The sequence below is a fragment of the Neglectibacter sp. CSJ-5 genome (assembly GCF_032490475.1).
Lineage (GTDB): Bacteria > Bacillota > Clostridia > Oscillospirales > Acutalibacteraceae > Hominenteromicrobium > Hominenteromicrobium mulieris.
The window spans coordinates 136550-162493 of the sequence record NZ_JAVYJC010000006.1 but is presented as its reverse complement, the minus strand read 5'-3'; the positions used below and the strand labels follow the sequence as shown (position 1 = coordinate 162493).

Annotated in this window: 22 protein-coding genes and 1 pseudogene; 8 read left to right on the top strand and 15 right to left on the bottom strand. The window is 48.0% G+C overall.

Translation table 11 applies throughout. From position 1 onward, the window contains the following. Positions 1 to 108: 108 nt before the first annotated feature. A pseudogene (locus R2K26_RS15500) lies at positions 109 to 351 on the top strand (restriction endonuclease subunit S); the annotation flags it as partial. Positions 352 to 365: 14 nt separating this feature from the next. On the opposite strand, the gene R2K26_RS12685 reads toward R2K26_RS15500, so the two are convergent. Both R2K26_RS12685 and R2K26_RS12680 read right to left on the bottom strand, forming a co-directional pair. Then, positions 366 to 1586: a restriction endonuclease subunit S gene (locus tag R2K26_RS12685; protein WP_177645652.1), complete on the bottom strand. Its 1221-nt coding sequence runs from the start codon at positions 1584 to 1586 to the stop codon at positions 366 to 368. 189 nt (positions 1587 to 1775) lie between these two features. Then, positions 1776 to 3197: a DUF6076 domain-containing protein gene (locus R2K26_RS12680; RefSeq protein WP_177713923.1), complete on the bottom strand. Its 1422-nt coding sequence runs from the start codon at positions 3195 to 3197 to the stop codon at positions 1776 to 1778. A 457-nt stretch (positions 3198 to 3654) separates the two neighbouring features. Between R2K26_RS12680 and R2K26_RS12675 the strand changes: the two genes are divergently transcribed. The 6 genes from R2K26_RS12675 to R2K26_RS12650 all read left to right on the top strand — a co-directional run bounded on the left by R2K26_RS12675 (position 3655) and on the right by R2K26_RS12650 (position 8979). Continuing rightward, positions 3655 to 3882, top strand: a complete 228-nt coding sequence (locus R2K26_RS12675; protein WP_177645659.1) for a helix-turn-helix domain-containing protein — start codon at positions 3655 to 3657, stop codon at positions 3880 to 3882. Continuing rightward, positions 3872 to 4897, top strand: a complete 1026-nt coding sequence (locus R2K26_RS12670; protein ID WP_177645662.1) for an AAA family ATPase — start codon at positions 3872 to 3874, stop codon at positions 4895 to 4897. The genes R2K26_RS12675 and R2K26_RS12670 overlap by 11 nt, the downstream gene beginning before the upstream one ends. A 196-nt stretch (positions 4898 to 5093) precedes the next feature. Then, positions 5094 to 5408 carry a plasmid mobilization protein gene (locus tag R2K26_RS12665; RefSeq protein ID WP_177645664.1) on the top strand — a complete coding sequence of 105 codons (315 nt, stop codon included), beginning with the start codon at positions 5094 to 5096 and terminating at the stop codon, positions 5406 to 5408. Next, complete coding sequence (locus R2K26_RS12660) at positions 5399 to 6784, top strand: relaxase/mobilization nuclease domain-containing protein (protein ID WP_177645667.1); 1386 nt, start codon at positions 5399 to 5401, stop codon at positions 6782 to 6784. The genes R2K26_RS12665 and R2K26_RS12660 overlap by 10 nt, the downstream gene beginning before the upstream one ends. Further along, positions 6781 to 7698 carry a ParB/RepB/Spo0J family partition protein gene (locus R2K26_RS12655; RefSeq protein ID WP_177645669.1) on the top strand — a complete coding sequence of 306 codons (918 nt, stop codon included), beginning with the start codon at positions 6781 to 6783 and terminating at the stop codon, positions 7696 to 7698. The genes R2K26_RS12660 and R2K26_RS12655 overlap by 4 nt, the downstream gene beginning before the upstream one ends. Before the next feature lie 120 nt (positions 7699 to 7818). Next, positions 7819 to 8979: a site-specific integrase gene (locus R2K26_RS12650; RefSeq protein WP_316522022.1), complete on the top strand. Its 1161-nt coding sequence runs from the start codon at positions 7819 to 7821 to the stop codon at positions 8977 to 8979. 8 nt (positions 8980 to 8987) lie between these two features. On the opposite strand, the gene R2K26_RS12645 is transcribed toward R2K26_RS12650, so the two are convergent. The 5 genes from R2K26_RS12645 to R2K26_RS12625 form a co-directional block, all read right to left on the bottom strand. Continuing rightward, positions 8988 to 10514, bottom strand: coding sequence for a recombinase family protein (locus R2K26_RS12645; RefSeq protein WP_316522018.1), 1527 nt, complete (start codon positions 10512 to 10514; stop codon positions 8988 to 8990). Further along, positions 10499 to 12157, bottom strand: a complete 1659-nt coding sequence (locus R2K26_RS12640; protein ID WP_316522015.1) for a recombinase family protein — start codon at positions 12155 to 12157, stop codon at positions 10499 to 10501. The genes R2K26_RS12645 and R2K26_RS12640 overlap by 16 nt, the downstream gene beginning before the upstream one ends. A 2-nt stretch (positions 12158 to 12159) precedes the next feature. After that, positions 12160 to 13794, bottom strand: a complete 1635-nt coding sequence (locus R2K26_RS12635; protein ID WP_316522011.1) for a recombinase family protein — start codon at positions 13792 to 13794, stop codon at positions 12160 to 12162. 122 nt (positions 13795 to 13916) lie between these two features. Continuing rightward, positions 13917 to 14138 carry a DUF6870 family protein gene (locus R2K26_RS12630; protein WP_316522063.1) on the bottom strand — a complete coding sequence of 74 codons (222 nt, stop codon included), beginning with the start codon at positions 14136 to 14138 and terminating at the stop codon, positions 13917 to 13919. 574 nt (positions 14139 to 14712) lie between these two features. Beyond that, positions 14713 to 15195 (bottom strand): sigma-70 family RNA polymerase sigma factor, encoded by a 483-nt coding sequence (locus R2K26_RS12625; RefSeq protein WP_185916440.1) that lies wholly within the window; start codon positions 15193 to 15195, stop codon positions 14713 to 14715. A gap of 453 nt (positions 15196 to 15648) precedes the next feature. On the opposite strand from R2K26_RS12625, the gene R2K26_RS12620 reads away from it, so the two are divergent. After that, positions 15649 to 15966: a helix-turn-helix domain-containing protein gene (locus R2K26_RS12620; RefSeq protein WP_021633225.1), complete on the top strand. Its 318-nt coding sequence runs from the start codon at positions 15649 to 15651 to the stop codon at positions 15964 to 15966. Positions 15967 to 16083: 117 nt separating this feature from the next. Here the strand turns inward: R2K26_RS12620 and R2K26_RS12615 are convergent, their stop codons facing one another. The 8 genes from R2K26_RS12615 to R2K26_RS12580 all read right to left on the bottom strand — a co-directional run bounded on the left by R2K26_RS12615 (position 16084) and on the right by R2K26_RS12580 (position 25932). Continuing rightward, positions 16084 to 16452 carry a metal-dependent transcriptional regulator gene (locus tag R2K26_RS12615; protein ID WP_055270715.1) on the bottom strand — a complete coding sequence of 123 codons (369 nt, stop codon included), beginning with the start codon at positions 16450 to 16452 and terminating at the stop codon, positions 16084 to 16086. Positions 16453 to 16463: 11 nt separating this feature from the next. Continuing rightward, entirely contained in the window at positions 16464 to 18212 is a 1749-nt protein-coding gene (locus tag R2K26_RS12610) for an ABC transporter ATP-binding protein (protein WP_185916439.1), read from the bottom strand. Then, the gene (locus R2K26_RS12605) at positions 18213 to 19997 is read right to left on the bottom strand and encodes an ABC transporter ATP-binding protein (RefSeq protein WP_185916438.1); all 1785 of its coding nucleotides are present in this window, start codon (positions 19995 to 19997) and stop codon (positions 18213 to 18215) included. 126 nt (positions 19998 to 20123) lie between these two features. Beyond that, positions 20124 to 21590, bottom strand: coding sequence for an ABC transporter ATP-binding protein (locus tag R2K26_RS12600; RefSeq protein WP_055270719.1), 1467 nt, complete (start codon positions 21588 to 21590; stop codon positions 20124 to 20126). Then, a complete protein-coding gene (locus R2K26_RS12595) occupies positions 21587 to 22339 on the bottom strand; it encodes an energy-coupling factor transporter transmembrane component T (RefSeq protein ID WP_006428309.1) in 753 nt (250 codons plus the stop codon). The genes R2K26_RS12600 and R2K26_RS12595 overlap by 4 nt, the downstream gene beginning before the upstream one ends. Next, entirely contained in the window at positions 22339 to 22935 is a 597-nt protein-coding gene (locus tag R2K26_RS12590) for an MptD family putative ECF transporter S component (RefSeq protein ID WP_005601664.1), read from the bottom strand. Before R2K26_RS12590 ends, R2K26_RS12595 begins: the two co-directional genes overlap by 1 nt. Before the next feature lie 150 nt (positions 22936 to 23085). Continuing rightward, on the bottom strand, positions 23086 to 24051 hold the full coding sequence (locus R2K26_RS12585) for an AraC family transcriptional regulator (RefSeq protein WP_055270723.1): 966 nt from the start codon (positions 24049 to 24051) through the stop codon (positions 23086 to 23088). Positions 24052 to 24507: 456 nt separating this feature from the next. Beyond that, a complete protein-coding gene (locus R2K26_RS12580) occupies positions 24508 to 25932 on the bottom strand; it encodes a relaxase/mobilization nuclease domain-containing protein (protein WP_185916436.1) in 1425 nt (474 codons plus the stop codon). Between the last annotated feature and the right edge of the window lie 12 nt (positions 25933 to 25944).

Here is a 25944-nt window from a genome sequence, read left to right as displayed (position 1 = left end):
ACGGATTCAAGTGTTTAGACATAAAGACGAGCTCCCTTCCGGTAGAATACTCACCTTTATGATACTCCACGGACAGGCTTTTTTCTACCCTTCCGTGTCTACTTTTATAATAGCATCAATAATCACGCCCATATTCTACAATCGCTCGTTTTCCCGGAATATCTAACGAACTGTCTAAATTCAATTGATTATTTTGATTATGTATACGGAACAACAAGATTAAAGCTTACTCAAGAAAACATGAATAGAATTTTAGTTCCTGTTCCGTCAATTGAAGAACAGTGTAAAATAGCCCAAGCAATCAATAATCTATTTGTTCTTATAGAAAGCATTAAAGCGAGCTTATCGTAAGCTCGCTTTAATGTTTATTGTAGTGTATCCAACAAATTAAAATAATGCTCTAATGCCGTCAATATTCTTTCCTGTTCATTTATAGGTGGCAAAGCAACTATCTCCTGACTGTAAGTAGAAATCCAATATCTTTGATGATTGTCGTGGTCTATTTCTGTGGCTTGCATAAGATAAAAAGCATATTTTGGAAGCACTAAATCTTGATTTATGTGTAATATTTTCATTGCTGACGATTTAACCTTAAAAGAAAAATCGACAAACTTGCTTTCTGTTGTGAAGTCATCAAAAATTATTACAGGCAAATCATCAAATATATTGTCCGTTTCGTTTGTGTATCCAAGTATAAATGATTTACCGGCTGTTAAGACAGGTGTTTTATATGTCGGCTTGTAATTGGTATCATGAACGATGTATTTAGTCGGCTGTTCATATTCCAGTATAGTTTCAAAGTTTGTCACAACCCAACCACTTGGCAGTTTCTCACCATACTTCTCATAATAAGAGTTATCATCACCTTTGAAGATGACAGATTCCTTCTTATCACGCTTGATTTTGCCTTGCTTAATCAATTCCTCTTTTTCGGCTCGTATGCGTTCAAGAAGAACAGAAGCCGGTTCATCATTCGGGTCTTGTGGAACGAGTTTTCCTCTAATTGCAAGGTCAAGAATTTTGGATTTGACACTTTGTATGGTATTTGCCAAACCACTGTAGGAAATATCAAGATCATCTATACCGATAAAAGTATTCTTTACGGATTCTACAATTCTTTCTTGTTCTTTTATTGGCGGAACCGGAACAATCATTGCACGTAAATCTGTTTTATTGAACTTGGGCATAGCGGCACCGCCGCTTAAAAACTGCAAATAGTTTTGACCGACAAAAGATTTGAATACATATTCAAAATAATCACACGTAATATCGTTAAAAAATCTAAGTATAATTGCATTTGGTGCAAGTGACATTGGAGTATCAAGATGAGGAACCTTAAATACTTTACCAATTGATGCTCCAATATTACTTAACATCAATTCGCCACCATACAATTTTGATTTTTCAAGAAAATCATAACTTTCCTTATCAATATACGATAAATCACCTTTGAAATTGTTTGCAAAGTCAACAGTTCTTACGAACAAAGCGTAATTTTTCTCTTTGTAGGTTCTTACATTTGCTTTAAGACTTGCAAAACTCCCATTGGCAACATAATCTGTGATCAAAGATGCAATCGGTTCCAACCTGCTCCACGCCCAGCCGTCAGGCAACTCAAATGGTATCTCATCTTCAATACATTTTACCGTTCCATCGGCAAACTGCTCATAATGTAAATTATACCGTTGTTAAGTATATTCGTTTTTTCGAATAAAACGCATATTATTAAATAAAGCACGGCCGAAAAATCAGCCGTGCTTTCACAAGTTTTCACTTTATTGTTTCTTCTTCCTATTCGGAAAGCTGCCCTCAAGCCACTCTTCAAACTCCGCAAGGGTGATTTTGCCGTCGGAGCATTCGTCGCGCTTTGTCATCGCCTGATACTTCCACTTTTTGAAATCAGGCTCTTTAATCTGCCTTACACGAACACGGGCGGCATATCTCTTATAATACTTTTGATACAAGGGAATGGCGGCATTGTCCGCCATTTTCCTTTTATAGTTCTCTTGTGCGGCTAAGTCTTGGCAGTTGCGGGTTTCACCCTCGGCAATGCGGTCGCAGTAATTAGTATTGTAATTGCCCTTCATAATGAAATACTTACCGCAGCGTTTGCATTTACGCATTCCGATGTCGGACTTCAACAACTGTATCAGTTCAAACTCAATTTGCTGTTCAATACTTTCACAAATACAAGTTTCGTACTCGTCGGCTTGCATTGCAGACAAGGCAATCATTTCCGGCATAGTAAAACCGAGCTCATCCAAATTCTTTTGAACGCTCGGAGAAACTTCCGAAGCGGCCGCCATTTTTATATGCAAATCAAAATCACTCTCGACACAGCCCTCAAGTACATTTTCCACCTGATGTTCTGCATCAACAATGCTGATGCTATGCACAATCGTTCGCTTTTGCTCTGTCGGCAATCCTTGCTTACGGCAGTAGCCTGCAAATCTCGTTTTGTGGGTTAGGCGATTGAAAAATCCGTCGCAAAAATTCTCGTCAAATGTCGCTTCAATTAAATGCAATAGATTATTTTGCATTTTTTTAAGGTACTGGTAATAGTCCGTCAACTCCTGCTTTGAGCAATGAAGCAGAATCGGCGGAAATTCCGCTGTAAACAGCGAAGCTTCTATCAATGGCTTAAAGCGTTTTTGCGTTTCGGTTAAAGCCAAATAATAATACAATTTCTTTTCTTTTTCGGTCAGTAAAGAAATATCAAGACTTGTCTCATCAGGCAAGTCTTTTTTTGTGCGATTCAGGCATTCATTATACGCCGAATCAAAATCAGCATAGAGAAAATTCAAAATTCCTTCGCCCGGTGAAAAAAAGACAGAAGCGGTGTTCATCGGTGAGATATAAGCTCTGCTGTCGCCCATAGGAAGAAAGTCAAATACAGAATTTATTTTTTGCGTAACAGCTCGCAAACGAGCAAGCGTATCGGCAGTATCCTGCTTAATTTGAGGAAGTTCACCGTCCGATAAAATAAATTCTTTTTTGCCGGTAACAGCCAAAGCAATCGTTTCTCGTCTATCGACCTCGATAGCGTTATACAACTCAAGCAGTTTTGAGTAATTGTACTCGCCGTTCACGGAAAGAACGCAAGATTTTTCGTCGTCCGTTACGTGCCATCTATTTGGAGCAAATTCAAAGTACACGGCACTGTATTTATCTTCTGTTTGGAGTAGGTTTTCGCTCATTGCTAAGACCTCCGTTTTAGAAAATGAGAATTTTCGAATAATTATCAAATCCATATCACTACAAATAACATTATACAAAAGTGTTGCCTTCGTGTCAATACACAGCTATAATGAATTTGCAAATCAAAATTGCAATAGAATTGATTTTCTAAAACTGAATGACCGTCCGAATGGGATATGACTTTGCGATAACCGGGGTCCCCGAAAAGTCAAAAGACTTTTTGGGGAAGAGGAGGAACAGCGAAATGAGCGAGCTTTCGTGTTTACACGGAAGCAAACGGTCTGTAGTTTGTGACGACGTGAGCAGGGCAACGCCGCCGAGATGGGGGCAGGGATAGAAAAACGACATTCGGGCAGAACGGCGAAAAGGCAACAGCAAGAGTCCTCCTTTCGACTGTTGCCTTGTACATAGCTGTACATACCGTGCAGCTTTTTTCTCACAAAGGAGGTTAAGAAGATGAGAAAAACAGAATTGAAAGAGCTTTACAAGATGATGTTCCCGGAATATCCGGACATCGTTACAGTAGCTCAGCTTCAACAAATGCTCGGCGTAAGCCGACACTTGGCATACGACCTGATTAACAACGGATATATCTCCGGCGTTAAAATCGGAAACGCTTTTAAGATTCCGAAGGTCAATGTCATCAATTATGTTATGGAAGAAGGTGTGAAGAATGCAAGTTGAGAAGCTGAAAACGATTGATGCGGACACGCTGCTGTCAACGCCGATGAGAAAAACCCTATTTGTGGTTGACGGCTTGATACCGCAAGGACTAAGTGTGCTTTCGGGTTCAAGTAAAATCGGCAAGAGCTGGCTTATGCTTTGGCTCGGTATTCAAGTGGCGAGAGGACAACCCGTGTGGGAATTTGAAACCCACAAGAGCGATGTACTTTATCTCTGCTTGGAGGATACCTACGCACGAATACAAAGCCGCCTGTATCAAATCACAGACGAAGCACCGCCCGAACTTCGCATTGCAACAACGAGTTTTCAAATCGCCAACGGCTTGGAACAGCAAATCGAACAGTATCTTTCCGACTTTCCGAAAACAAAACTTGTCATTATCGACACCTTTCAAAAGGTTCGAGATTCAAAAAGCACCGGCGGAAAAAGCGGAATGTATGCAGGCGACTACGACGATGTAACGGCACTGAAAAATATTTCGGACAAGTACGGCATTGCTGTTGTAGTTGTTCACCATGTCAGGAAGCTGAAAGATGTCAGCGACCCATTCAACGAGGTGTCAGGTTCCACCGGTATCACGGGTGCGGCAGATACGAATTTTGTTTTGAAACGCAGCCGTGCCAACGAAACCGGAACGCTGCTTGCCACCGGTCGAGATATTGCATATCAGGAGCTGACCTTGAAGTTTGACAACCGCAGTCACTTGTGGGAGTTGGTCGAGCGAAAGGATATGGAGGATATTCACCGTGAAGAAATACCGAAGTTTATTTTCCGGCTGGTTGATTATATTTCGGAAATAAAAGAATGGCGAGGCACTGCAACGCAACTTATAACGCAGGTGAACGAAACCGAGGTTACACCGAATGTCGTGACCAAAATACTTGCCCGATTTTCTTCGGAAGTTTTTCAGCCGCAAGGCATCGAATACAAAACAAAACGCACCGGCACGAGCCGACTGATTTACTTAAAAAAGAATGACGGCAATGACGGCGATGACAATAAATCCGCTATATAGGAAAAAGCCGTCACAGCCGTCACTATCGTCACTTTTTGAGAAAGTGGATATAAGGCTATACAGGTATTGCCAATCCGTAAGGACAGCGAGCATAGGTTTTGTGTTGCCTTTGAAACCCACAAAACCGGCGGCAAATTGCCGAAAGGGACTTGCCGCCCCTGTAACCCCGATTTTTAGGAGAAAGGAATGAAAATATATGAGACAAAGAACAACTGCAATCAATATCCGAGTGACTGAGGGAGAAAAAAGAAAAATGGAAACTGCCGCTAAAAAATGTGGACTTTCGCTCTCGGCTTACCTTAGAAAACTCGGGTTGGGCAAGGAAGTTCAGGCAACCTTGCCGCAGGAATTTTACGAAGCTTACCGAGGTTTGACCTCACTTCGTGACAATTGGAAGTCGCTTTCCGAAGCCAATGTAAATGCAAACTTCAACGATGTTGTGAGCAAATTATTGAAGTCTTATCACTCAATCGGTGAGCCGGAAAGCGCAAGTGATTCGCCGTGGCAGTAACAAAAATATGGGCTATAACCGATAGTGTCAGCCGTGTTTTGAGCTATGCGGCGAACCCTGATAAGACGATTTACAGCGATATTTGCAAGGCACTTCACTACGCAAGCGACGAGAGAAAAACCGTAATCGGTGAAGAAAAAGCAATGTATGTGACAGGCGTAAACTGCACCGCAGAAACAGCTTTTGCCGAGATGAAAGCGGTACAAGAACGCTTCGATAAGACGGTCGGCAATGTGGCTTATCACGCATATCAGAGTTTCAAAACAGGCGAAGTCACACCCCAGCTTGCACACAAACTCGGCGTTGAGCTTGCCAAAAGAATGTGGGGCGACCATTATCAAGTGCTGGTCGCTACGCACTTTAACACCGGCACATATCACAACCATTTGGTCATCAATTCGGTGAATATGTGGAATGGTAAGAAGTTTAACTGCAACGAGGGAGCATACTGGAAACTGCGTAGTATTTCCGATGAGCTTTGCAAAGAAAATGGTTTGTCGGTCATTAAAAATCCTAAAGGAAAGACACCCCGCAAGCTGTACTTTGCGGAAAAGAACGGCGAGCCGACTCGATACAATTTAATGCGTGAGGCGATAGATAAAGCACTTTCGATGAGTACAAATCCCAAAGCTTTTACCTATGTTATGAAACAGCTCGGATATGTAATCGATCTAAACCCATACCATAAATACGCTACTATTCGCTCTGTCAACAGCAAGAAAGAAACTCGTTTGTACCGTTTGGGAGAAGCCTATGACCGTGACGCAATCTATGACCAAATGAGAGATACTCTGCGAAACAACCCGCAGGAAGCTTACCGCTTATACTATGAGTTTACCGAAAAAAAGAGCTTCGGTGTAACAATTCAAAAGGCGCATTTTGTTAAAGGCAACTTAAAAACCGCCAAAAAGATTACGGGTCTTAAAGCATTGTATTTCAGATATTTATATCTGCTCGGCGTGCTGCCGAAAAACAAAAAACACAATCCGTTATCGCCCGAAATGCGTGAGGCTTGCCGTTGGCTTGACCGCCACACCGCACAGGTACAGCTCATTTGCGACAATCACTTAACCGATATTTCTTCTGTGGAAGTATTTATAAAACACACAGACTCAGAAATAAAGCTCATATCGGATTACCGCAAAATGCTCTACCGAGATATTGATTCTTGCCATGATCCCGACGAAAAAACAAAGCTTGTTGTCAAGCGAGATGACTGCACAAAGGCTCTGGCTCAGCTCCGAAAGGACAGGAAAACAGCGGCAAGGATTATAGAGGATAACCCTAAAATCAAAGAAAATATTCTCATTGAGGAGAATATGCGAAGCCGATATTTCGGACTTAATAAATCAAGAAAGAGAGGATACGAACGATGACAAAACGAAAATCAGATTTTACTTTACCGACTCTGGATGACCTATTTACAACGCAGGCGGAGCGTGACGACGCAAAGCTTGAGCGTGTAAAGAACATACCTCTTGACGAACTTCACCCTTTTAAGAATCATCCATTTAAGGTGCAGAACAACGAGGAGATGGAACGAATGATTGAAAGCATACGCAAAGTCGGCACAATAACCCCGGCGCTTGCCAGACCTCTGCCTGACGGCGGATACGAGCTTATTTCGGGGCACAGAAGGCTTGCGGCGTGTCAGGTGCTCGGAATTGAAACTATGCCTGTAATCGTCCGTGAGATGTCCGACGACGAAGCAGTGATTGCAATGGTGGACGCCAATTTGCAAAGGGAAACGATTTTGCCCAGCGAAAAAGCGTTTGCCTACAAGATGAAGTTAGACGCCATAAAACATCAAGGTGTTACTTCTCGCCAACTTGGCGAGAAGTTATTGAGTATAACACAAGTGAGCAAAGACAGCGACGATAGTGAGCGACAAATCCAACGCTATATCCGCTTAACTTGCTTAATTCCCGAACTGCTTTCAATGGTAGATGACAAAAAAATCGCTTTTAACCCTGCGGTTGAAATCTCCTACCTTGACCGTGACGAACAGCTCACTTTGCTTGACGCAATCAATATGAACGACTGCACACCGTCACACGCACAGAGTATCAGGCTGAAGAAAATGTCACAGGACGGCTTGCTTACCGCCGACGCTATTTACGCTATTTTGTCGGAAGAAAAACCAAATCAAAAAGAACAAATCAAACTGCCGCGTGATGAGCTTCGCAAATACTTTCCGCAAAATTACAGCGATAAGCAAATCAAACGAGATATTCTTAAAGGATTGGAGCTTTTGAAACGCCAGCGAGAACGCAACAGAGACGCCCGTTAATTCGAACCAAAGTGTACAGCGAGTGACTTTTGCAGAATGGAAAGAACTATGCTGGCAAGCTATAATAGGCTTGTCGGTGTAGGTCTTTCCTGTGATGTACAATGAAAGGAGTTAAAAACAATGGTATCAGGACACCTACAAGTTAAAAAAGGTTTTTATTATGTAGTGCTAAGCTACTATAACAACAACGGAAAACGCCGTGTGAAATACTTTTCCACGGGACTGCCCGAAAAGGGAAACAAACGAAAAGCTGAAGCCGAACTTGCACGAATTAGAAGTGAATTTGTACCGCCGCAGGAAGTCGGCGAGCTTGCTTCCGATATGCCGTTTGCAGACTACCTGCTTGAATGGTTGGAAATCGTCAAGGTGCGTGTTAAAGCAACCACATTCAGCTCTTACGAGCAAATGGTGAAATCGGTGATTGAGCCGTATTTTCGTAAGAAGGCGGTAACGCTTCAGGGCTTGGAGGCAAGACACATTCAGCAATTCTATTCCGAAAAGCTGAAAACGGTCAAGCCAAACTCGGTTATTCACTATCACGCTGTTATTCATCAGGCGCTGAAATACGCAATGAAAACCGACCTCGTTACGCAGAATGTGGCAATGAAAGTAGACCGCCCGAAAAAGAACGATTATCAGCCTGTATTCCTTGATGCGGAAGAACTGCAGCATTTATTTGAAGTAGTCAAAGGGACAAAGCTGGAACTACCTGTTTTGGTCGCCGCATTTTACGGCTTGCGTCGTGGCGAAGTCTGCGGACTGAAATGGGACGCCATTGACTTTGAGCGTGGCACAATCACTATAAGGCACACAGTCACATCGCTGCAAGTGGACGGAAAAACAAAAATGTACGCACAGGACTCTGCAAAAACAAAATCCAGTATGCGTACACTTCCGCTTGTCGGCAGCTTTGCTGAGTATTTCAAAGAAGCAAAAGCGGCACAGGAAGTCAACAAAAAGGTCTGCGGAAACTGCTACAACTACGAATATGACGGTTATGTCTTTGTAGACGAGCTTGGTGATTTAATGCGACCGGAATATTTGACAAGCTATTTTCCGCAGTATATTCAAAAGCACGGTTGTAAAAGAATGCGTTTTCACGATTTAAGGCACCCGTATGTCAAGCACACGACAAAAATTTTTAGCTTGCGCTTGATGGATTCTCAAGCGCAGGCTTATCCTGATGCTCGGCGAAAAACTCGCGGAGCTTGTCAGCTTCATCGGGGAGGACAAAACCGAAGCTCTGTCCGCCCACTCTGCAATAGAAAGCGATTTTCATGACTGCCACCTCAATCAAAAATGTCCTGGATTTTGTATGCGATCTCAATGCGCTTGTCGGGGTACACCAGCACCCTGTCGATCAGCAGCTCGGCCAGCTCGGTGGTCAGCGTGTCCGCATCGAAAATTGCCTTGGACGCTTCCATGCGGCTGTCCTGCCGTGCCTGTTCGTCCTGTTTCTGCTTCGCCTGTGCCAATACTGCGGCATAGGCGTTTTTCGTTTTCAAAAGCAGCTCGTCACACGCGGTCTTTTCCGCCTTGTAGGTGTTCAGGTCAATCTCGCCCATGAGATAGCGTTCATACAAGGCGCGCTTACCGTCTTGCAGCGCCTCGATCTGCTGCTCATATTCGGTGCGTTCCGGTACGGAAGCATCCACCCGGAGCGTACCGTCAGGGGCAAGTGGCGCGGCGGCTTTCATCTGCTTTTTCAGCGTCAGGAATACCGCTTGTTCCAGCTCTGCGGCGTTCAGACGCATCTTGTGGCAGCGGCTTTCTACGTCCGCCTCGGAATGGCGGCAGTGATAATATGAGGTTTTCTGCATGGTGCGGGACAGCGCATGACCGCAGCAGCCACAGAAGGCTTTGCCTTTCAGCGGGTAGTCCCGCTTCTTTTTGTTGGGCTGGGAAAAACGGAGCTGGCTGGTCTGCACGGTATCAAACACGGCTCTCTCAACGATGGCCGGGTGGTGGTCGGAGATGATGTACCACGATTCTCTGTCCTTCAGGCGGCTTCTGGTGCCGCCTACTTCGAGAACCGCCCGCTTGCCGATCACATATACGCCGGTGTAGCGTTCATCCTCCAAAATGCGGAGAATAGTGGATGTACTCCAAATCCCGTGACAGCGGGAAATATCATGGGTGTGATTGCCGTGCGCCGCTTTGTACTGGCCGGGAGTGGGGATGTTCCTGCGGAACAGTTCCCGCGTGATGGCAGCGGCGTTCATGCCACCTGCGGAGAGGCTGAAAATGAGCTGCACAACGGTAGCGGCCTCCGGGTCAGGCTCCATTCTGCCATCGGCACTTTTGCGGTAGCCGTAGGGACAGATTTTGCTCTGATACTCACCGCGCTGCATCTTGGCGTACTTGGCACTCTTGGTTTTGATGGACATATCGCGGCTGTAATACTCGCTGATGAGATACTTGAACGCCACGTCCATGCCACCGGTGTCGCCCTTGAATTTGCTGCTGTCAAAATCGTCGCTGATGGAAATGAAGCGGGTATGGAACAGCGGGAACACACGCTCGATAAAGTAGCCGGTTTCAATGCTGTTTCGCCCGAAGCGGGAAAAATCCTTGACGATGATGCAGTCGATTTGATTGGCCCGCACCAGCTCAATGAGCTTCTGTACCTGCGGGCGCTCGAAATTCGTGCCGCTGTATCCGTTGTCGATGAACTCCGTGATCTCCGCGTTCAGGGCTTCGGGCATGGATGCCGCATATTCATGGAGAACAAGGCTCTGATTTTCAATGCTCAGGCTGTCGTACTTGTAATCCTCAATGGAGAGGCGGATGTAGAGGGCAATTACATATTTCTGCATTGTTTCAGCACCTCCGCATAGGTTTCAAACTCGCTCTGGAAGCGATAGCGCACCGTGATCTGCTTGTTGTGGGATACCTCGATGCGGTCGATCAGCCGCTCGATGAGTGCGCCGGTCAGCGCACGGTCAGTCTTGATTTGCGCGGCATCCTGTTCCAGCGCCCGGTGCTGCTCTGTTTGAGCATCCATCGTTCGCAGGCCATCTTCCAACTGTTCCATTTCCACGGCGAGGTCGGCAATGCGGCTTTCGTACTTCTCCTTGTAGTCAAAGTATTCATCCTTGGTGAGAACGCCTTGCACAAGGTTTTCATACAGGCTCCGCACGATACCGCGAAGCCGCTGGATTTCCTGTTTGCGGCTGGTGATCTTCTCCCGCAGCTCAGCGCGGTCAGCGGCCTGCCGGGGCAGCTCCGCAAGCGACAGGCGGTAGTCGCCCAAAGCGGTGTTGAGCGCTTCCTGAAGCATATCCGCCAGCATATCCAGTAGCGCATCCTCGCGGATGGTCACGCCGGGGCAGGCATCCTTGCTGATTCGGCTCTGGCTCAGACAATGGTAGAAGTACACATCATCGGACTTCTTGCGGATATTCCGCTGCCGGTGCAGACTGCCGCCGCAATGGGCGCAGAACACCTTGCCTTTGAACAAATTCGGCGTGTAGGCTTTGACCAGCCGCGCCTTGGCGCGGCTGGCGGTCTGATTGAGAATTTCCTGCACCGCCGCGAACTGTTCCCGGCTGATGATGGCCTCGTGGGTGTTCCGTACCACCGTCCATTCCTCGGCGTCGGCCTTGACCTGCCGGTGATCCACGGTTTTGGTCTGCCCCTGAACGAGATCTCCGGTGTAGACCTCGGAGCGGAGAATGACGCCGACCGTTCGGGTCTGCCACTTGCCGCTGCCAAGCAAATTTTCATGGGTGATCTTACCCTGCATCTTCTTGTAGTGGCTGGGGGTGAGGACGCCCGCTTCGTTCAGCCGCACGGCGATGGTATTGAGGCCAGCGCCCTCGGAAGCCCAGCGGAACATCCGCTGCACCACAACAGCGGCAACCGGGTCAATGATAAGCTGGTGGCAATCGTCCTTGGCCTTCAGGTAGCCGTAGGGAGTACGCGCACCAATGAACTTGCCGTCCTTCATGGCCTGCCGCTGCTGCGCCCTGATCTTGCGCCCAATGTCCAAAGCGTAGGCTTCGTTTATCATGTTCCGCAGCGGGATGATGATACCGGAATGGGCATCCTCTGGGTTGGCGGTGTCGAAGTTTTCATTGACCGCAATAAAGCGGATGCTGCGGATGCGGAAATGCTGTTCGATGTAGTAGCCGGTGTCGATGGTGTTCCGCCCCAAACGCGAGAGGTCTTTGACAATCACGCAGTTTACATGACCGGCCTCAATATCCGAGAGCATCTGCTGAAAGCCCGGACGGTGGAAGTTTGTCCCCGTCGCGCCGTTGTCAATGTAGGTATCGTACACGCTGATCTCCGGGTACTGCTCCAGATAGCGGGCAATAATCATCTGCTGGGTTTCAATGGATACGCTGTGCGTGTGGGTATCCTCCACCGAAAGGCGAACGTAGATCGCGGCGCGGCAAGCGGTGTCGGCCTCCTGCACGACTACCGCAGCCGTTTCTTTTCTGCTCTTTCTTGCCATGCTCAGCCCACCTTCCTCTGTTCGTAATCTTTCTGCTGCGCTGCCAGCGCCAAAAGCTGCAACGCCTTTTTGTATTCGTCCTCATGGGTAAAGGTAATATCCAGCTCCTTTTTGCCACGGACGCGGATGCTCTGTACCATGTGAATGAGCGCCCTGCGGTCTAAGGTTTCCAGCGTGGAGAACTGCGTAAACTGTGAAATCCAGCGGTTGCGCTCACTTCGGTTTTCCAGCACCTCCGTGAGCTTTTCCTTGAGAACGCGGACGCTCTCACGGATGTCCTCGGCCTGCTTGGTGTACTTGGCTTTGTAGGAGGCGTATTCTTCCTTGGTAAGCATACCTCCCACAAGGCTCTCATAAAGCCGTGCCTTGAACTCCAGCACCTGCTCCAACCGGCGCTCGTTGTCGGTGATGTGGTCGCTGTATTCCTTGGCAAGCGCCTGATTGATGCTGGTCTGGTCAATGCCGGTCAGCAGCGCCTCCAGAGAAGCAATATTGCCGATATAGGATTTCAGGCTGTCCCGCACACAGTCGATCAGGCTGCTTTCTTTCAGCATGACCGGATGGGCGCAGCCCTTTTTCTTGCCGGTGGGACAATAATAGTAGTGGTACTCCTTGCCGTTTGCACGGTTGGTCTTGCGGGTCATGCGGCTTCCGCAGCACCCGCAGATCAGGATACCGGAGAACAGGTACACCGTGTCCTCGTTGGGAGAAGTCCGGGTATCCAGCCCCTTGATGCGCTGCACCAGCTCAAAATCCTGACGGGCAATCAGCGCTTCGTGGGCATCTGGGACGCGTACCCACTCGGAGGCGGGACGCTGCTCCATCTGCTTGATCTTGTAATGCGGTGTACCCTGTTTGCCCTGCACCAGCGTTCCGGTATAGGTTTCATCCTGTAAGATGCGGATGATGGTGGTGGCCGACCATTTGCAGTCCGCTTTATCGGCATAGCCGTTTTTCGCATAGGGCAGGCCGTTGTTTTTCTTATATGCCAGCGGGGAAAGGATACCCAGCCGGTTCAGCTCCGATGCGATTTTGGAGGCGCTTGCACCCTCCAGCCGCATACGGAAAATGTCGCAGACAACGCGGGCGGCGTAGGGATCGGGGACGAGTAGGTTTTTATTGTCCTCGGCTTTCATGTAGCCGTACACCGGGAAAGCGCCGACGAAATCGCCGTTGCGCCGCTTCACGTCCAGAGAAGAACGGGTCTTGATGGAAATGTCCCGGCAGTAGGCTTCGTTCATAATGTTCTTGACCGATACGGTCAGATCATCGCCGCTGTCGTGGGCGGTGTCGATGCTGTCGGTGATGGCGATGAAGCGTACCCCGTAGGCCGGGAATACCCGGCGCAGATACCGGCCTGTTTCGATGTACTCGCGCCCCAAGCGGGAGAGGTCTTTTACGATGACGCAGTTGATGTTGCCATCGGTGACATCCTGCATCATTTCCTTGAACGCGGGGCGGTCGAAGATGATGCCGCTGTATCCGTCGTCGATCTTTTCGGAAACGACCTCAATATCCGGGTTGCGCTCCACAAAGTTTTCAATGAGCTTGCGCTGATTGGAAACGCTGTCGCTCTCGCTGGAATGATCGTCGGTGTAGGACAGGCGGATATAAGCGGCTGCTTTGTATTTAGACATGAAAAAGCACTCCTTTCTCCCGGACTGCTCCCGCATGAAAAGAGTGGTTATCTGGCTATTAGGTTTTCATCCTTTTCCACACCGATCATAGCACTCTCTGCGGAAAAAAGCGAGGATGTCGCTCAGCGCAAAATGCCTTGCAGACATTCCTCCAACGTAATACCGTTCCCGGCAAAGCAGGCGTTTACCACAAAATCGCCGCAGCGGAAGCGGTAGGGATTTTTGATCTGGCGGATAAAGGCGGCGATGCGTTCTTCCTTGGGAAGATTTTTGTCAACAGATACTTCCCGGATGTCCACCAGCTCATCCGTGTGGATTCGGGATTCTTTTGGCGTTGGCTGCATCATGGCGATCTCCTTTCTCGGTTTGGTGGGTTTCCTCAAGGTCACATGAATGCGCTGACGGGAAAGGCCGTCAGCGCATGGTATCTGACTTTGAGAGGCGGCTGCGCGGGCAGAATTGGAGCCACATAACATAATGGCGAATACCGGCGCAGCCGCTCTGCTTGTCCATTTGAGAAGAACTATCCTATTTGCCACGCGCCCCGAATAGTGGGCATGATGCAGGCCGCCCTTGGCAGGGCTGTCATAACTCCACGATACCGCTGCCTCAAAGAGCTGGCGCATACCGCAGGGTTCCCCCTCAAGTCTGTGGGAGGGCGTGAGCAAGTTTCATTATCCGCCGCGCTGTCATCGCGCCCGATTTGCCGAATCAGGTCTAAGGCTGCGTAGATCGCTCAGATGGCTTTTCCGGAATCACCTCCTTGAAGCCAACGTCGTGGCGGCGCACCTTATGCCGCTATCACGCGGGTTTTGTGCCTGCATCATGGTCTATTCAGTTTTCAACGTTCGGTGAAAGGCTTCGTGGAGAATGTCCCTTCACCTATCGCCGATTTTGGGCCACTTTTGCACCCTGTTTTCAGCAATCAGGGAAAAGTTTTTTCATTTTCTTCATCGCCGCGCCGATGCTCTTGGAAATATTCTGATGGCTGACACCCTCGGCTGCGCCAATCTCATCAACCGTCATCCCATCCACGAAATACATCCACACCCTGCGGAACTGCGTATCCGTCAGGTGCTTCCGAATCTGCGTGACCTTTCTGACGCTGCGGTGGATTGCCTCTGCCCGGTCATGCGCCTGCTCCATGCAGACATCCACGGCAGGAATGGAGGCCGCTTCCTCGGATAGCTCATCCAGCGCAAGCGTGTGATTGGCATAGACGTGAGCTTCCTTTTCGGAGGCGTGATAGTCCTCGTCCGACAGGGCTTTCCATTTCAGAAATTCTTTCTCGCTGGCAAAGTCCTCGCGGGTCAGGCGGATGATGGCTTCGTTGGCATCCATGTAAACGATAGCGTTGGGGTCTTTCTTGTTCAGCGCATAGCTGCTCTTTCTGTTAAACATAATATGTCCTCCGTTTCGGTGTTGGGTGGGTGGTGAACCAGACCAACACCGGCGGAGAACGACAGCCGACAGGAAAACGTAAAAAGGCGCTCGAACAGGCGTGATGACCTGAACGAGCGCCTTGCGTGCGAGTGAAAACATGAGTAACGAATACTGTACCGGGAGGGGCTAAATTACGGATGAACCAAACCGCATAAAAAGAGAGCTGCAACTCGCTTTCGTGAGTGCAGCTCGTCTGGGGGATAGCCGCGTGCTTTTTGAAGTGGACGGCTAATCGGTGCTTATGCTTTTTTACATGACCGCGAGCGGCCTTAGCAGTATCTCCTGTTCATCCGTGACATCATAAAATTACCTCCAACTCGCTGAATGTGATTTGCGGCTCATTCAATGTGAGCTTCATGTGTATTTAAGTGAATTGAGGCTCACTCTACAATGTAGTAGAGGTGATTTACAATGAACTTTCTTGACCTGTTCGCTCAAAAGCTTCGCGAAAAGCGGGAGCAGAAAAAGATCACGCAGCGCGAATTAGCGGAACGGCTTAATATGTGTACCCGAACTGTCATTGAGATTGAAAAGTGCAAGAGCAATCCGAAATTTGAAACGGTTGCGCTGATCTCAGAAGAAATGGACATCAGTCTGGATGGAATCGTGTTCCACGATAGAGCGCCGCAGACCGTTGCCAAGTGCGTTCTTGATTACTTTGCAGGAAAGGGTGAAGAAGAGTCGCAACGGTACATAGACCTGTGCATGAGCGCAGATAAGCTGAAGTGATGTACAGGGGAAAACAAAAGGGCCGATGATTGTCTTTCATGTAGAGCAGCCAGTGGGCTTATATTTTCCCCACTGGCTGCTCTTGTCCGCACAGTTGGAACGACGGGCATTAGTATCCTATTTTTCCTGTTTGTGTGCATCCCGGATCTTTTCAAAGGTGTCCTGACTGATGGCGTGTTCAATCCGGCAAGCATCTCGCTCTGCAATTTCAGGGTCAACGCCAGCTGCGATAAATTGCTCTGTAAAGAACTGATGCCGCTCATAAATTTTTTCGGCAACATTCCGGCCTGTTTCGGTCAAATGCAAAACGTAATCACTATCTACCGTTAAAAAGCCCCCTTCACGCAAAGCCGACACCGCATAGCTTACACTGGCTTTTGAAACTCCAACACGCCGTGCAACATCAATAGAGCGGACAGCACCGTGATTCTTTTGAAGAACCAGCACAGCCTCCAGATAATCCTCTCCGGACGCATGAATCTTCACTATTGTCTCCTTTATGCAAGGCTCCAGCCGGAGGACTTTTTACGGATATTTACAAAATCCTGATAAATTCCGGCTTTTGCCATAAGCTCGTCATGGGTTCCCTGTTCGCTGATCCGTCCATCGGAGATCACCAAAATCTGATCTGCCTGACGGATGGTATTCAGGCGGTGTGCAATCACAAGCAATGTTTTACCCTTTACCAGTTCATTGATTGCCTCCTGGATATAGCTTTCATTATCGGTATCAACACTTGCAGTCGCTTCATCCAAAATGACAATCGGTGCGTCCTTCAAAATGCAGCGGGCGATAGAGATTCTTTGCTTTTCGCCGCCGGACAGAGTAGCGCCGCCTTCACCGATGATTGTCTGGAATCCATCTGGCAGCGCCATGATAAAATCATAGCAGCGGGCTTTTTTTGCAGCCTCATAGACTTCTTCCTCGGTAGCGTCCGGTTTACCCATGCTGATATTGTTGTAAATGGTATCCTGGAACAAGTACACCCTCTGGAAAACCATGCTGATCTGTTCCATCAGTTCGGCGAGAGGTACATCCCGAATATCTGTACCACGGATTGTCACTTTGCCGGATTTCACATCCCACAGCCGCGCCAGAAGGTTCGCAATCGTGGATTTTCCACCGCCAGACGGTCCCACAAGTGCGGTCATGGTATTCTTCTGCATAGAGAAGCTGATGTTGTGCAGGACTTCCTTGTCCTGATAGGCGAAGCCCACATCGCTAAATTGTACTTCTGGCTGATCCGGCTGTGCCTGTGACAGAATATGTTGATTTCCGTTATCGGGAAGTTCGGGCTCGTCCAAAACAGCTTCAATGCGGTCTAATGCGGCATTCATCACGGTCAGTCGGGTTGCTTCTCCATAAAGAGCTTTCAGAGGTCCAAAGAGATCAAAGACAAACAGCAGCACGCCCAAAAGATAAGCCAGGGAGAGTACGCCTTCCTGATGTAAAAAAACGGATAAACCGAAGATAGCGGCAATACCCACGCCATAGAGAATGTTTAAGCCAGTGGTCCACGGTGTCATTTTCTGCTCAAACTTCGTATTGACATCCCTTGATTTTTTGAAGTTTTCCGTTAATTCGTCAGATTTTTCTCCGAGCAGATTGTAACTTTTGATAACCCCAATTCCTTCAGCAAAAGACAAGACCGCATCCGTCAAATTCTCGCTTTGGTTTTGACGCCCGACAGCCTCCTTGAAGGAAACCTTATTCATATATTTTGCAACCAGCGATGCCAGCAAGGTAATGATTACCGCAATCAGCCCAAGTCTCCAATCCAGTACGAACATAAAAACAGCTAAAACCAAAGTAGACAGCATATAGCTCATCATGTTGCCAATGGTACTCATAGAAACTTCCTCAATGAATACCATATCCGTACTGAGAACAGAGCTGATTTTGCCAATATTCCCCGATGTAAAGTAACCCATCGGCATTTTTCTTAAATGATTTCCCAACTCCATCCGTTTATCAGCAAAGATCATAAATCCAGCGGCACTTTGCAGACGGTCGCTCAAATAGTGAACCACTGTCTGAACCACTACAACAGCTAATAATCCAAGTCCGACAAACAGACAGGTCTTTCCAGTCAGCGTATTATCAGCAAACCCGGCCAAGACAATAAACGCCATGAAGATCGGCATTTTGGAGAGAATGGACTCGACAAATGCACATAGAAATGCAGCCTGAATACGGCTTTTATACCTCCCGGAGAGGTTCAGGATTCTTGAAATCAATGCAAACATTTATCTTCCCTCCTTTGCAGTAGATACTTTCCACTCGGCGCTGTCCTGAGCCGCTTTCCACAACTTTTGGTATTCTGGGCAAGCTTGAATCAGCTCCTGATGTTTTCCGGTTGCCACCATCTTTCCGTGATCCATAACGCATATTTGATCTGCGTTCATTATAGCGGGAAGTTTGTGAGCGATAACTACCAAGGTTTTTCCCTTCACCAGCTCCGCAATAGCAGCCTCCATTTTTTCCTCATTTTCTGGATCAGCATAGGCCGTGGCCTCGTCAAGCACTACAATCGGGGCATCCTTCAATATTGCTCGCGCCAGGGAAATTCGCTGGCGCTGCCCCCCGGAAAGCATTTTCCCCGCATCGCCCGCCATGGAGTGAATACCTTGCGGCAGCTTTTCCAGAAACTCCATACACTGGGCTTTCTTAGCCGCCTGCATTACTTCCTCATCGGTAGCATCCAAACGTCCAAGACGGATATTTTCCAGCAGAGAGGTGTTAAACAGGTACTGATCCTGAGCCACATAGGAAATGCGGCTGTTCAATGCCTCCAGGCTCATATCACAAAGTTTCTGCCCGCCAATGGAAATGCTCCCTTTCTGCGGGTCATAGTAGTGGATCAACAGTTTTGCAAGGGTGCTCTTGCCAGAACCGGATTCACCAACCAGGGCAGTTTTTTGTCCTGCTTTTGCCACAAGGGTAATATCGTGGAGGACTTCGTTTTCCGCTATTATCGGTTTCCCATCTGGGCCAGGCTGTGTCGTCTGATACGCAAAGGAAACATGATCGTAAGAAATGTTAAAATCCTGTCCGTGGAAATCATCCTCAGCAGCTTGCAGCGGCGCCGCATTTAACATCTGTTCAAGTGCCGTGATCTTATAATTCAGATTCGGAATCGTCTCCATAAAGCCCAGTGCTTTCAGGAGAGGAATCCCAATGCTGAGGGAAAGGCAAAGGACTAAAATCAAATCAGGTAAAGTGCTTATGCCACAGAGAACAAACCATGCCCCAAGAGGCAAAGTCAGAATAACAGTGCAGGGCAGCAGACTTCCGTATATCGCCATCCAGGGCCAGGCGGCCTTATACCATGCCAAGGTATAATCCCGATAGTCCGTTACATCCTTGCGGAAGTTCTCGTAAGATTCACTCTCCCGGTTGAAAACCTTGACAACCTCCATACCATTGATGTACTCAATGATCGTGTTGTTCATTTTCTGTGCAGACTGATAGTAGGGACCCATGCGCTTCATTCCAACAGAGTACATAATGACCATGGAGAGCAGGCTGATCGGGATAGAGGCCAAAGACATAAGAGCCAGTTTCCAGTCCGCACAAAACATAGCAACATAAATCACCAGCGGAATCAGCAAATTTGCGATACCCTCCGGGACTGAATGAGCAAGGAGCAATTCCAAGCTGTCCACATCATCGACAAACAGCTTTTTGATTGTCCCTGTCCCTTTTTCCTCCACAATGCCAAGGGGAAGTTTCTCAAACTTCTCTTGCAGAGATACCCGCAGCCGGAACAATGTGTTATATGCTGCTTTATGAGAAATTGATAATCCCCATCCATAAAAAAACGCCTGCAAAACAAGACAGATCAAAACCCCTATAACACGCAATAAAACAAATTCTGTTTCAACAGAATCGCCCATAACCAATGGCGAAATGACCTGATAGGCCAGCACAAAAGGCAGGACGCCCATAAGAACGCTGACCAGTACAACAACCGTGGCCACATACATATTTTTCTTATATGGCCCTGCGTACTCAAAGATTTTTTTGAACATAAGCCCTCCTTATATTGAGCCGTACTGTCTGTGCTTCAAAAACAAGAGGCCGCCAAAGTAAAGCGGCCTCTTATCATTATCTTTCTGTCCAGTCAAGGCGGCCCTGACATTCATAATTTCTAAAATTCACTGGCGGATTCGGAAAAAATCCAAAACCTTTTTACTGCCGGATTCGTCCAATGGATAGCTTTCTTTTATTTGCCCTTTTTCCATATGGACTACATACGAACATCCCGCCATCACCAACTCCGGATCATGCGTAATAACAAGAAGCGTTTTGCCCTGATCCGCGAGTGACTTCAAACTCCGCGCAACTTCCCGCATATGTTTGAGATCAAGCCCGCTGGTTGGTTCGTCAAACACAATGATCTCCCGGTTACTCACAATGGCAGACGCGATCGCTACCCGCTGTTTTTGCCCGCCGGAAAGAGAAAGCGGGTGCCTGTCTTTATATTCCAGCAGATCAAACTGTTTAAGGATTTTATCCACAACAGTTTCATCCTCGTTGTCAATGCTCAGAAGCACTTCATCCGTCACGCTTTCGGTAAATAGCTGATGGCTGGTATCCTGCATTACCATGTAGCAATGTTTGAGCCGGGCTTTCCAATCAAGGGTTTTCCCGTCAACCTGCAAAAGGCCACACTTCTTTTCCAGTCCGCAAATACAGCGGGCCAGAGTAGATTTTCCAGCGCCATTCAGACCGATAATGGCAATCGTTTCTCCAACAGGCAGTTCTGCACTCGGAATATGGAGGCTTTCCGGTTCCCGCTTTTTATACGCAAAGCAGAAATTTTGAAATTCCATCTGTTTAGCTGTATGCGCCTGATACTGATTCGCAGGCTTCAACTTCGAGAGAGAAAACGGCCGCAGTCCCATTTCTTTTCGAGTGCCATCCGATAAGCTGTCAAATTCAGCAGGCGTGTATTCCCGTTCAATCTCCCCATCTTTTACATACAGCACACGATCTGCAAGATCGTGAAGGTAGTAAAGGCGGTGTTCTGCGATCAGAATTGTTTTGCCCTGCTTTTTCCAGAGGCTCAGGACCTGCCGCAGGTCATCAATAGCAGCCATATCCAAATTAGAAGATGGTTCGTCCAGGACCATAATTCCCGGCAGCAATACACTTGATGAAGCACAGGCTATTTTTTGCTTTTCGCCCCCGGACAGAGCAAACACGCTTCGCCCCATCAAATCTTCAATATGATAATCGGAAACTGTCCGGTCAATCCTTTTCAGGATATCCTCCTGAGGATAGCCTAAATTTTCACAGGCAAAGGCTAATTCACTATCCGTATCCACGTTGAAAAACTGACTTTTGGGATTCTGGAATACAGATCCCACCATAGCAGCCAAGTCATAAAGCGGCGTATCTGATACGCTTTTTCCGTCCAGAAGGACATCGCCCTCTAAATTGCCCTCGTAATAATGAGGCACCAGCCCGTTTACCAAACGGGTAATCGTTGTTTTCCCACAGCCGGATTCTCCCGTGAGTAAAACAAATTCCCCTGTGTTTATGGTGAGATTGACATTTCTAATCCCTCCGCCGCTGGATTCTTCACCATAAGAAAAAGAAACATTTTGAAAATCTATCATGGCAAAATCCCTCCTGCGGAAATTATCGGGGAAGCAATCGCCCAAAACACTACAAAGCAACAAAACAAGATCAGCACCACATCGGCAAAATTGAATTTAAGCTGGCAAATGTTTGTGCGTTTGACAGGAGCGCCGAGGCCACGGGTAATTGCCGCAGCGGAAAGTTCCTCACCGATTTTCACGGAGCAGGTAATCATCGGGATCAGCTTATACTCCAATATTTTTGAAGATTTTTTCCCTCCAAGTTTAATCCCACGCATTTTCATAGCGTCACTGATTGCTTCTGACTCCTGAAAGACAGTTGGAAAGAAGCGGAACATGACCGTTAAGGGGATCGTCACTTCTTTAGGCATATGGATTCTTTCCATGCCGGAAATCAATTCACTGACCGTTGTTGTTTTCACTGCATAGGCAGCAATCGCAACACTGGGAAGGATTCGGCAGAAGAATCCTGTTGTAAACAGAACGAGGAAATTCAATATTCCCGTAAGGTGCGGCAAAACATAAATTTGAACAGCATAAAAAGCAGAAAACACAGCAATATAGCCCACAGCTTTTGCACATTGTTTCGAGGTAAGCAGCAATATAGCCGGAACCGTACAAAGAACAAGGCGGATCAGCCCCATAGCTTCTCCGCCTGTTCCACCCATGACAAAAATGCTTATGATGAAGATGAGCAACAGTTTTGTACGCGGATCGAGCCGTAACCCTTGTTCTGTTTTTTTGCTGAGCAGAATTTCCCGCGCCATTATGCAATACCGGCACGCTGGAAGTGCTTTTTGCAAATAGCTTTCCCAATCACACCTCCGACAAGGCCAAACACAAAGCAGGCAACCAGCAGAATAGGCGCAATCCACATAGGCATATATGTATTAAGGGTAGCTGCATATTCAGCGCCGTATCCTTCAGTCAACATTACCATATAGCTTTCACGGTTCAGGAAAATGGGAGCAAAGTTGCCAAACACCCAGATGCTGAACACGCCGCAGGAAAGAACTGTACTCTTTGCACTTTTGTAGTCCGCCTTTTTCAGGATCACGTCGGCCAACAGGCCGCCAACGAGACCAGTTACCATAGTAAGATAGCCGTTGCCGAAGAACACCATGATTAGGCCAATCAGGAAACCCATGATTGCAGTCATCCCGAATTTTTTAGCCTTTGTAACATACAGCATATAGGGGATGCCGCCAATCAAAGGGCACAGTACCGCCATCAGCGGAATAAAAATGGGGATAAAGCCAAGCATCGCCACCAGCATAACAATCACGACATAGATGACGGTGTAGATGCCGATAGTAATTAAATCTTTTCCCTCAAGCCGGGAACTTTTTTTCTGGGAACTCATACCAGTATCCTCCTCTGAGAAAATGAAAATGTGGTGTGGTTAGAGTGTTCTAACCACACCACGCATTTTAGCAATTTCATGCCCAATATCCAACCCAAAAGCAATTTCATTCTACCCAAAATCGGTATTTATTTTGGGTATGCAAAGCACCTATTTGATTCGGCTGGCCTCTCGATAATCTTTTGGCATAACTCCATACTTTTTCTTAAATGCAGCAGAAAAGTTGCTGGGCTTTGTATAACCCACAAGAACCGCTATCTGCCCAATGTTCATATTGCTCTCCAATAACAATCCTGCGGCTCGCTCTAACCGCTGCTCAATAACATACGCATGAACCGAAATGCCGTACATCATGGAGAATCCCCTTGATAATTTAGAGACGCTGATTTGAACCTGCCTTGCCAGTCCTTCACAGCTTGGCGCAAAGGCAAGCTCGCTGTCAATGATTCTCTTTGCCTCGATGATGCAATCACGTTCACTTTTTGATATGCAGCAGTATTCCGGCGAGAGGATTCGCAGCTCCAACACTTCGCTCAAATATACTGACAGCAATTCGTGGATTTTGCTTTCCAGAAACAGATACCCAAGCCCACCCCGATAATGTGTAAAGTCTTGTAACTCTGCGAAAATATGCTCCATATAGGGCGTTATGCTCACCTTTGAAATTCCGGTCAGCAGTTTCTTTTCATAGACGGTAATCTCGCCATCCTCGAAGTAGTCCTGTAATAAACGTTTGAAATATGGAACGGGAATTTTGATGTTCTTAAAATAGAAGTCGCTGTTTTGCGCATAACAGAGAGACTCCATTTTCCCGTGTCCACGGTAAATGCAGGATTCTCCCTTTGCAAGACAAGCGCCCTCTCTGCTGCCTGCAATATTCCACGACACGCCGTCGTTCAGGCAGAACAGCATTTGAATATAGTCCTCGCTGTTAATCCCGCGCACATTCATGTCAGAAAAATAATTCATCTTCCAGTCTGAAACAACGGCACCCTGTTTTGTCACCACCTGCGCAATTTGTCCGGTTCCCATATCAGAAGGAATCGGGATCGTTACGGTCTGCGGTGAATTGGAGAGCAGATCCCGATAGAGGTTGTTCATGTATTCGCTTGTCATTGGATGCCCTCCTTTTTTTGGTTAGCAGTGACTAATGTACTAATATAGTTTACACGATTTACGCCTGAAAGTCAATTTTCAGCACGAATGCAAGCTGCTACAGAAAAAATCAGGGACGTTCCCGCAGAGGCAGAGTGCCATGTCGCGCAGTTCGGGTACGACGAGGCGCAGACGCAGACACGGTCAACCGGCCGCGTGCGAGGCGAAGCGTTACGCTATATGCGGCATCGAAAACCACGGCTTCAGAGGGGTTACGAACGGGAACAAGAAACTGGCAAGCAATGCAAAGCGGTACCCACTTTGCGAAAACAGGCAGATTCCGTTCACACGGAACCCGCCTGTTTCATGCTTGTTGGGGCGCTGCCCCAATCCCCGCAGAACACAAGTTTTGTGTTCTGGAACGATGGATAAATCCATCGGCTGCGCGATTTTGCAAATCGCTTGTGGGCGGGCAGCTCAGCGCTGCTCCGCCTCTTTTTCCCGTCGTTCATTCGCTTCCTCCAGCTCCTTATCCAACTCCAGAATACGGTCGATATTGGCCTTGGCCGTCAGCAGCTCTTTCATTTCTTCACGGGCTTTTCGGTAGTCGGCGTAGGCCGCTTTCTTCTCCGCCAGCAGCTCGGCGTACTCGGTATTCAGCGCCTTGATGGTGGGCAGCTTCTTGAAGCCCAGTCCATCAAAATAGTTCTTTGCGGCCTTGTGGATCGTGATCTCGCTTTCATGCTCTGCAAGAAATTTCTTGGAGTACCCGGCCTTGCGATAGGCAACGTAGGTATCGCGGGTCTTGGCATAACCCACGATATGCTCCCGCAGCACGGCAATCTCGGCCATGCGTGTTTCCGCAGATTTGATCCTTGCGGAAAGCTCGTTGAAGTGAGCGGACGCTGCCGCCGCTTTCTCCGAGAGAATGGCGTAATCTAACAGCTCATGGTCTTGCAGATAGGCCACCGTCTGTGCCATCTGTTTCAGGTTAAATAACGTCGCCCAACGCGCATAACCGGCACCCTTGCCAGCGCGTAATTTTGCCTGAATGTCCACCAGCAGATTCCCGCTGCGCTTTTCCGGTTTGACCGGCGCGGCGGCGTTCTTTTGCGGCGTATGCGCCTTTTCACCTGCAATCACCGCGCGGAGATCTGCGGGAGTATAACCGTCACCGAGGGTATCCATGCGAATGAACTTTTTCTGTTCGCCGCCCAGCAGGGATGGGACTTTTTTGCCCTTGACCTCATACCCGGCCTGCCGCAGCAGCTCCAGCAGCGTTTCAAAGCTATCGGGCTTTTGTGTCAGCGCATCGTCAATGGCTGTGCAGATTCGCTCCCGGTGGGAGGGCTTCTTTTTGTCGCCCAGCCACTTGTTGTAGCTCTTGCCGTGGCGCTTCGGATTCTCCACGATGGAGCAGCCGTTCTCGATGCAGATGGTATCGTTGAGCCGCCGCACGGCGCGGCTGCTACCCCAAAAGTTTCGGAATTTTCGGGTCTGGCTGAGCGCGGTGGAGTTCCAAATCACATGATTGTGAATATGGGCTTTGTCAATATGGGTGCAGACAATGTAGGCGTGATTGCCTTTGGTGAAGCGCTTGGCCAGCTCACAGCCCAAACGGTTCGCGTCCTCCGGTGTGATCTCGCCGGGGACAAAGGATTGCCGCAGATGGTAGGCAATCACATTATCCTCGCCGCGCACTCTGCCGGTCTTTTGAATGTACTGATTCTTGGTGAAAAGAAACTCGGCGTCGGCGATCCTGCTGTCGCATTGCCAGCTCGTAATCAGCCTGCCGCCGTCCGTCTTTTGCGGATTTTCGGTGTAGTCGATGATGTCGCTGATGGCCTGTCCCACCGTGCGGCCTTTGCCGGTGTGCAGGGGCATCAGGCGCGTGGTTGCCATGGGTGTTCACCT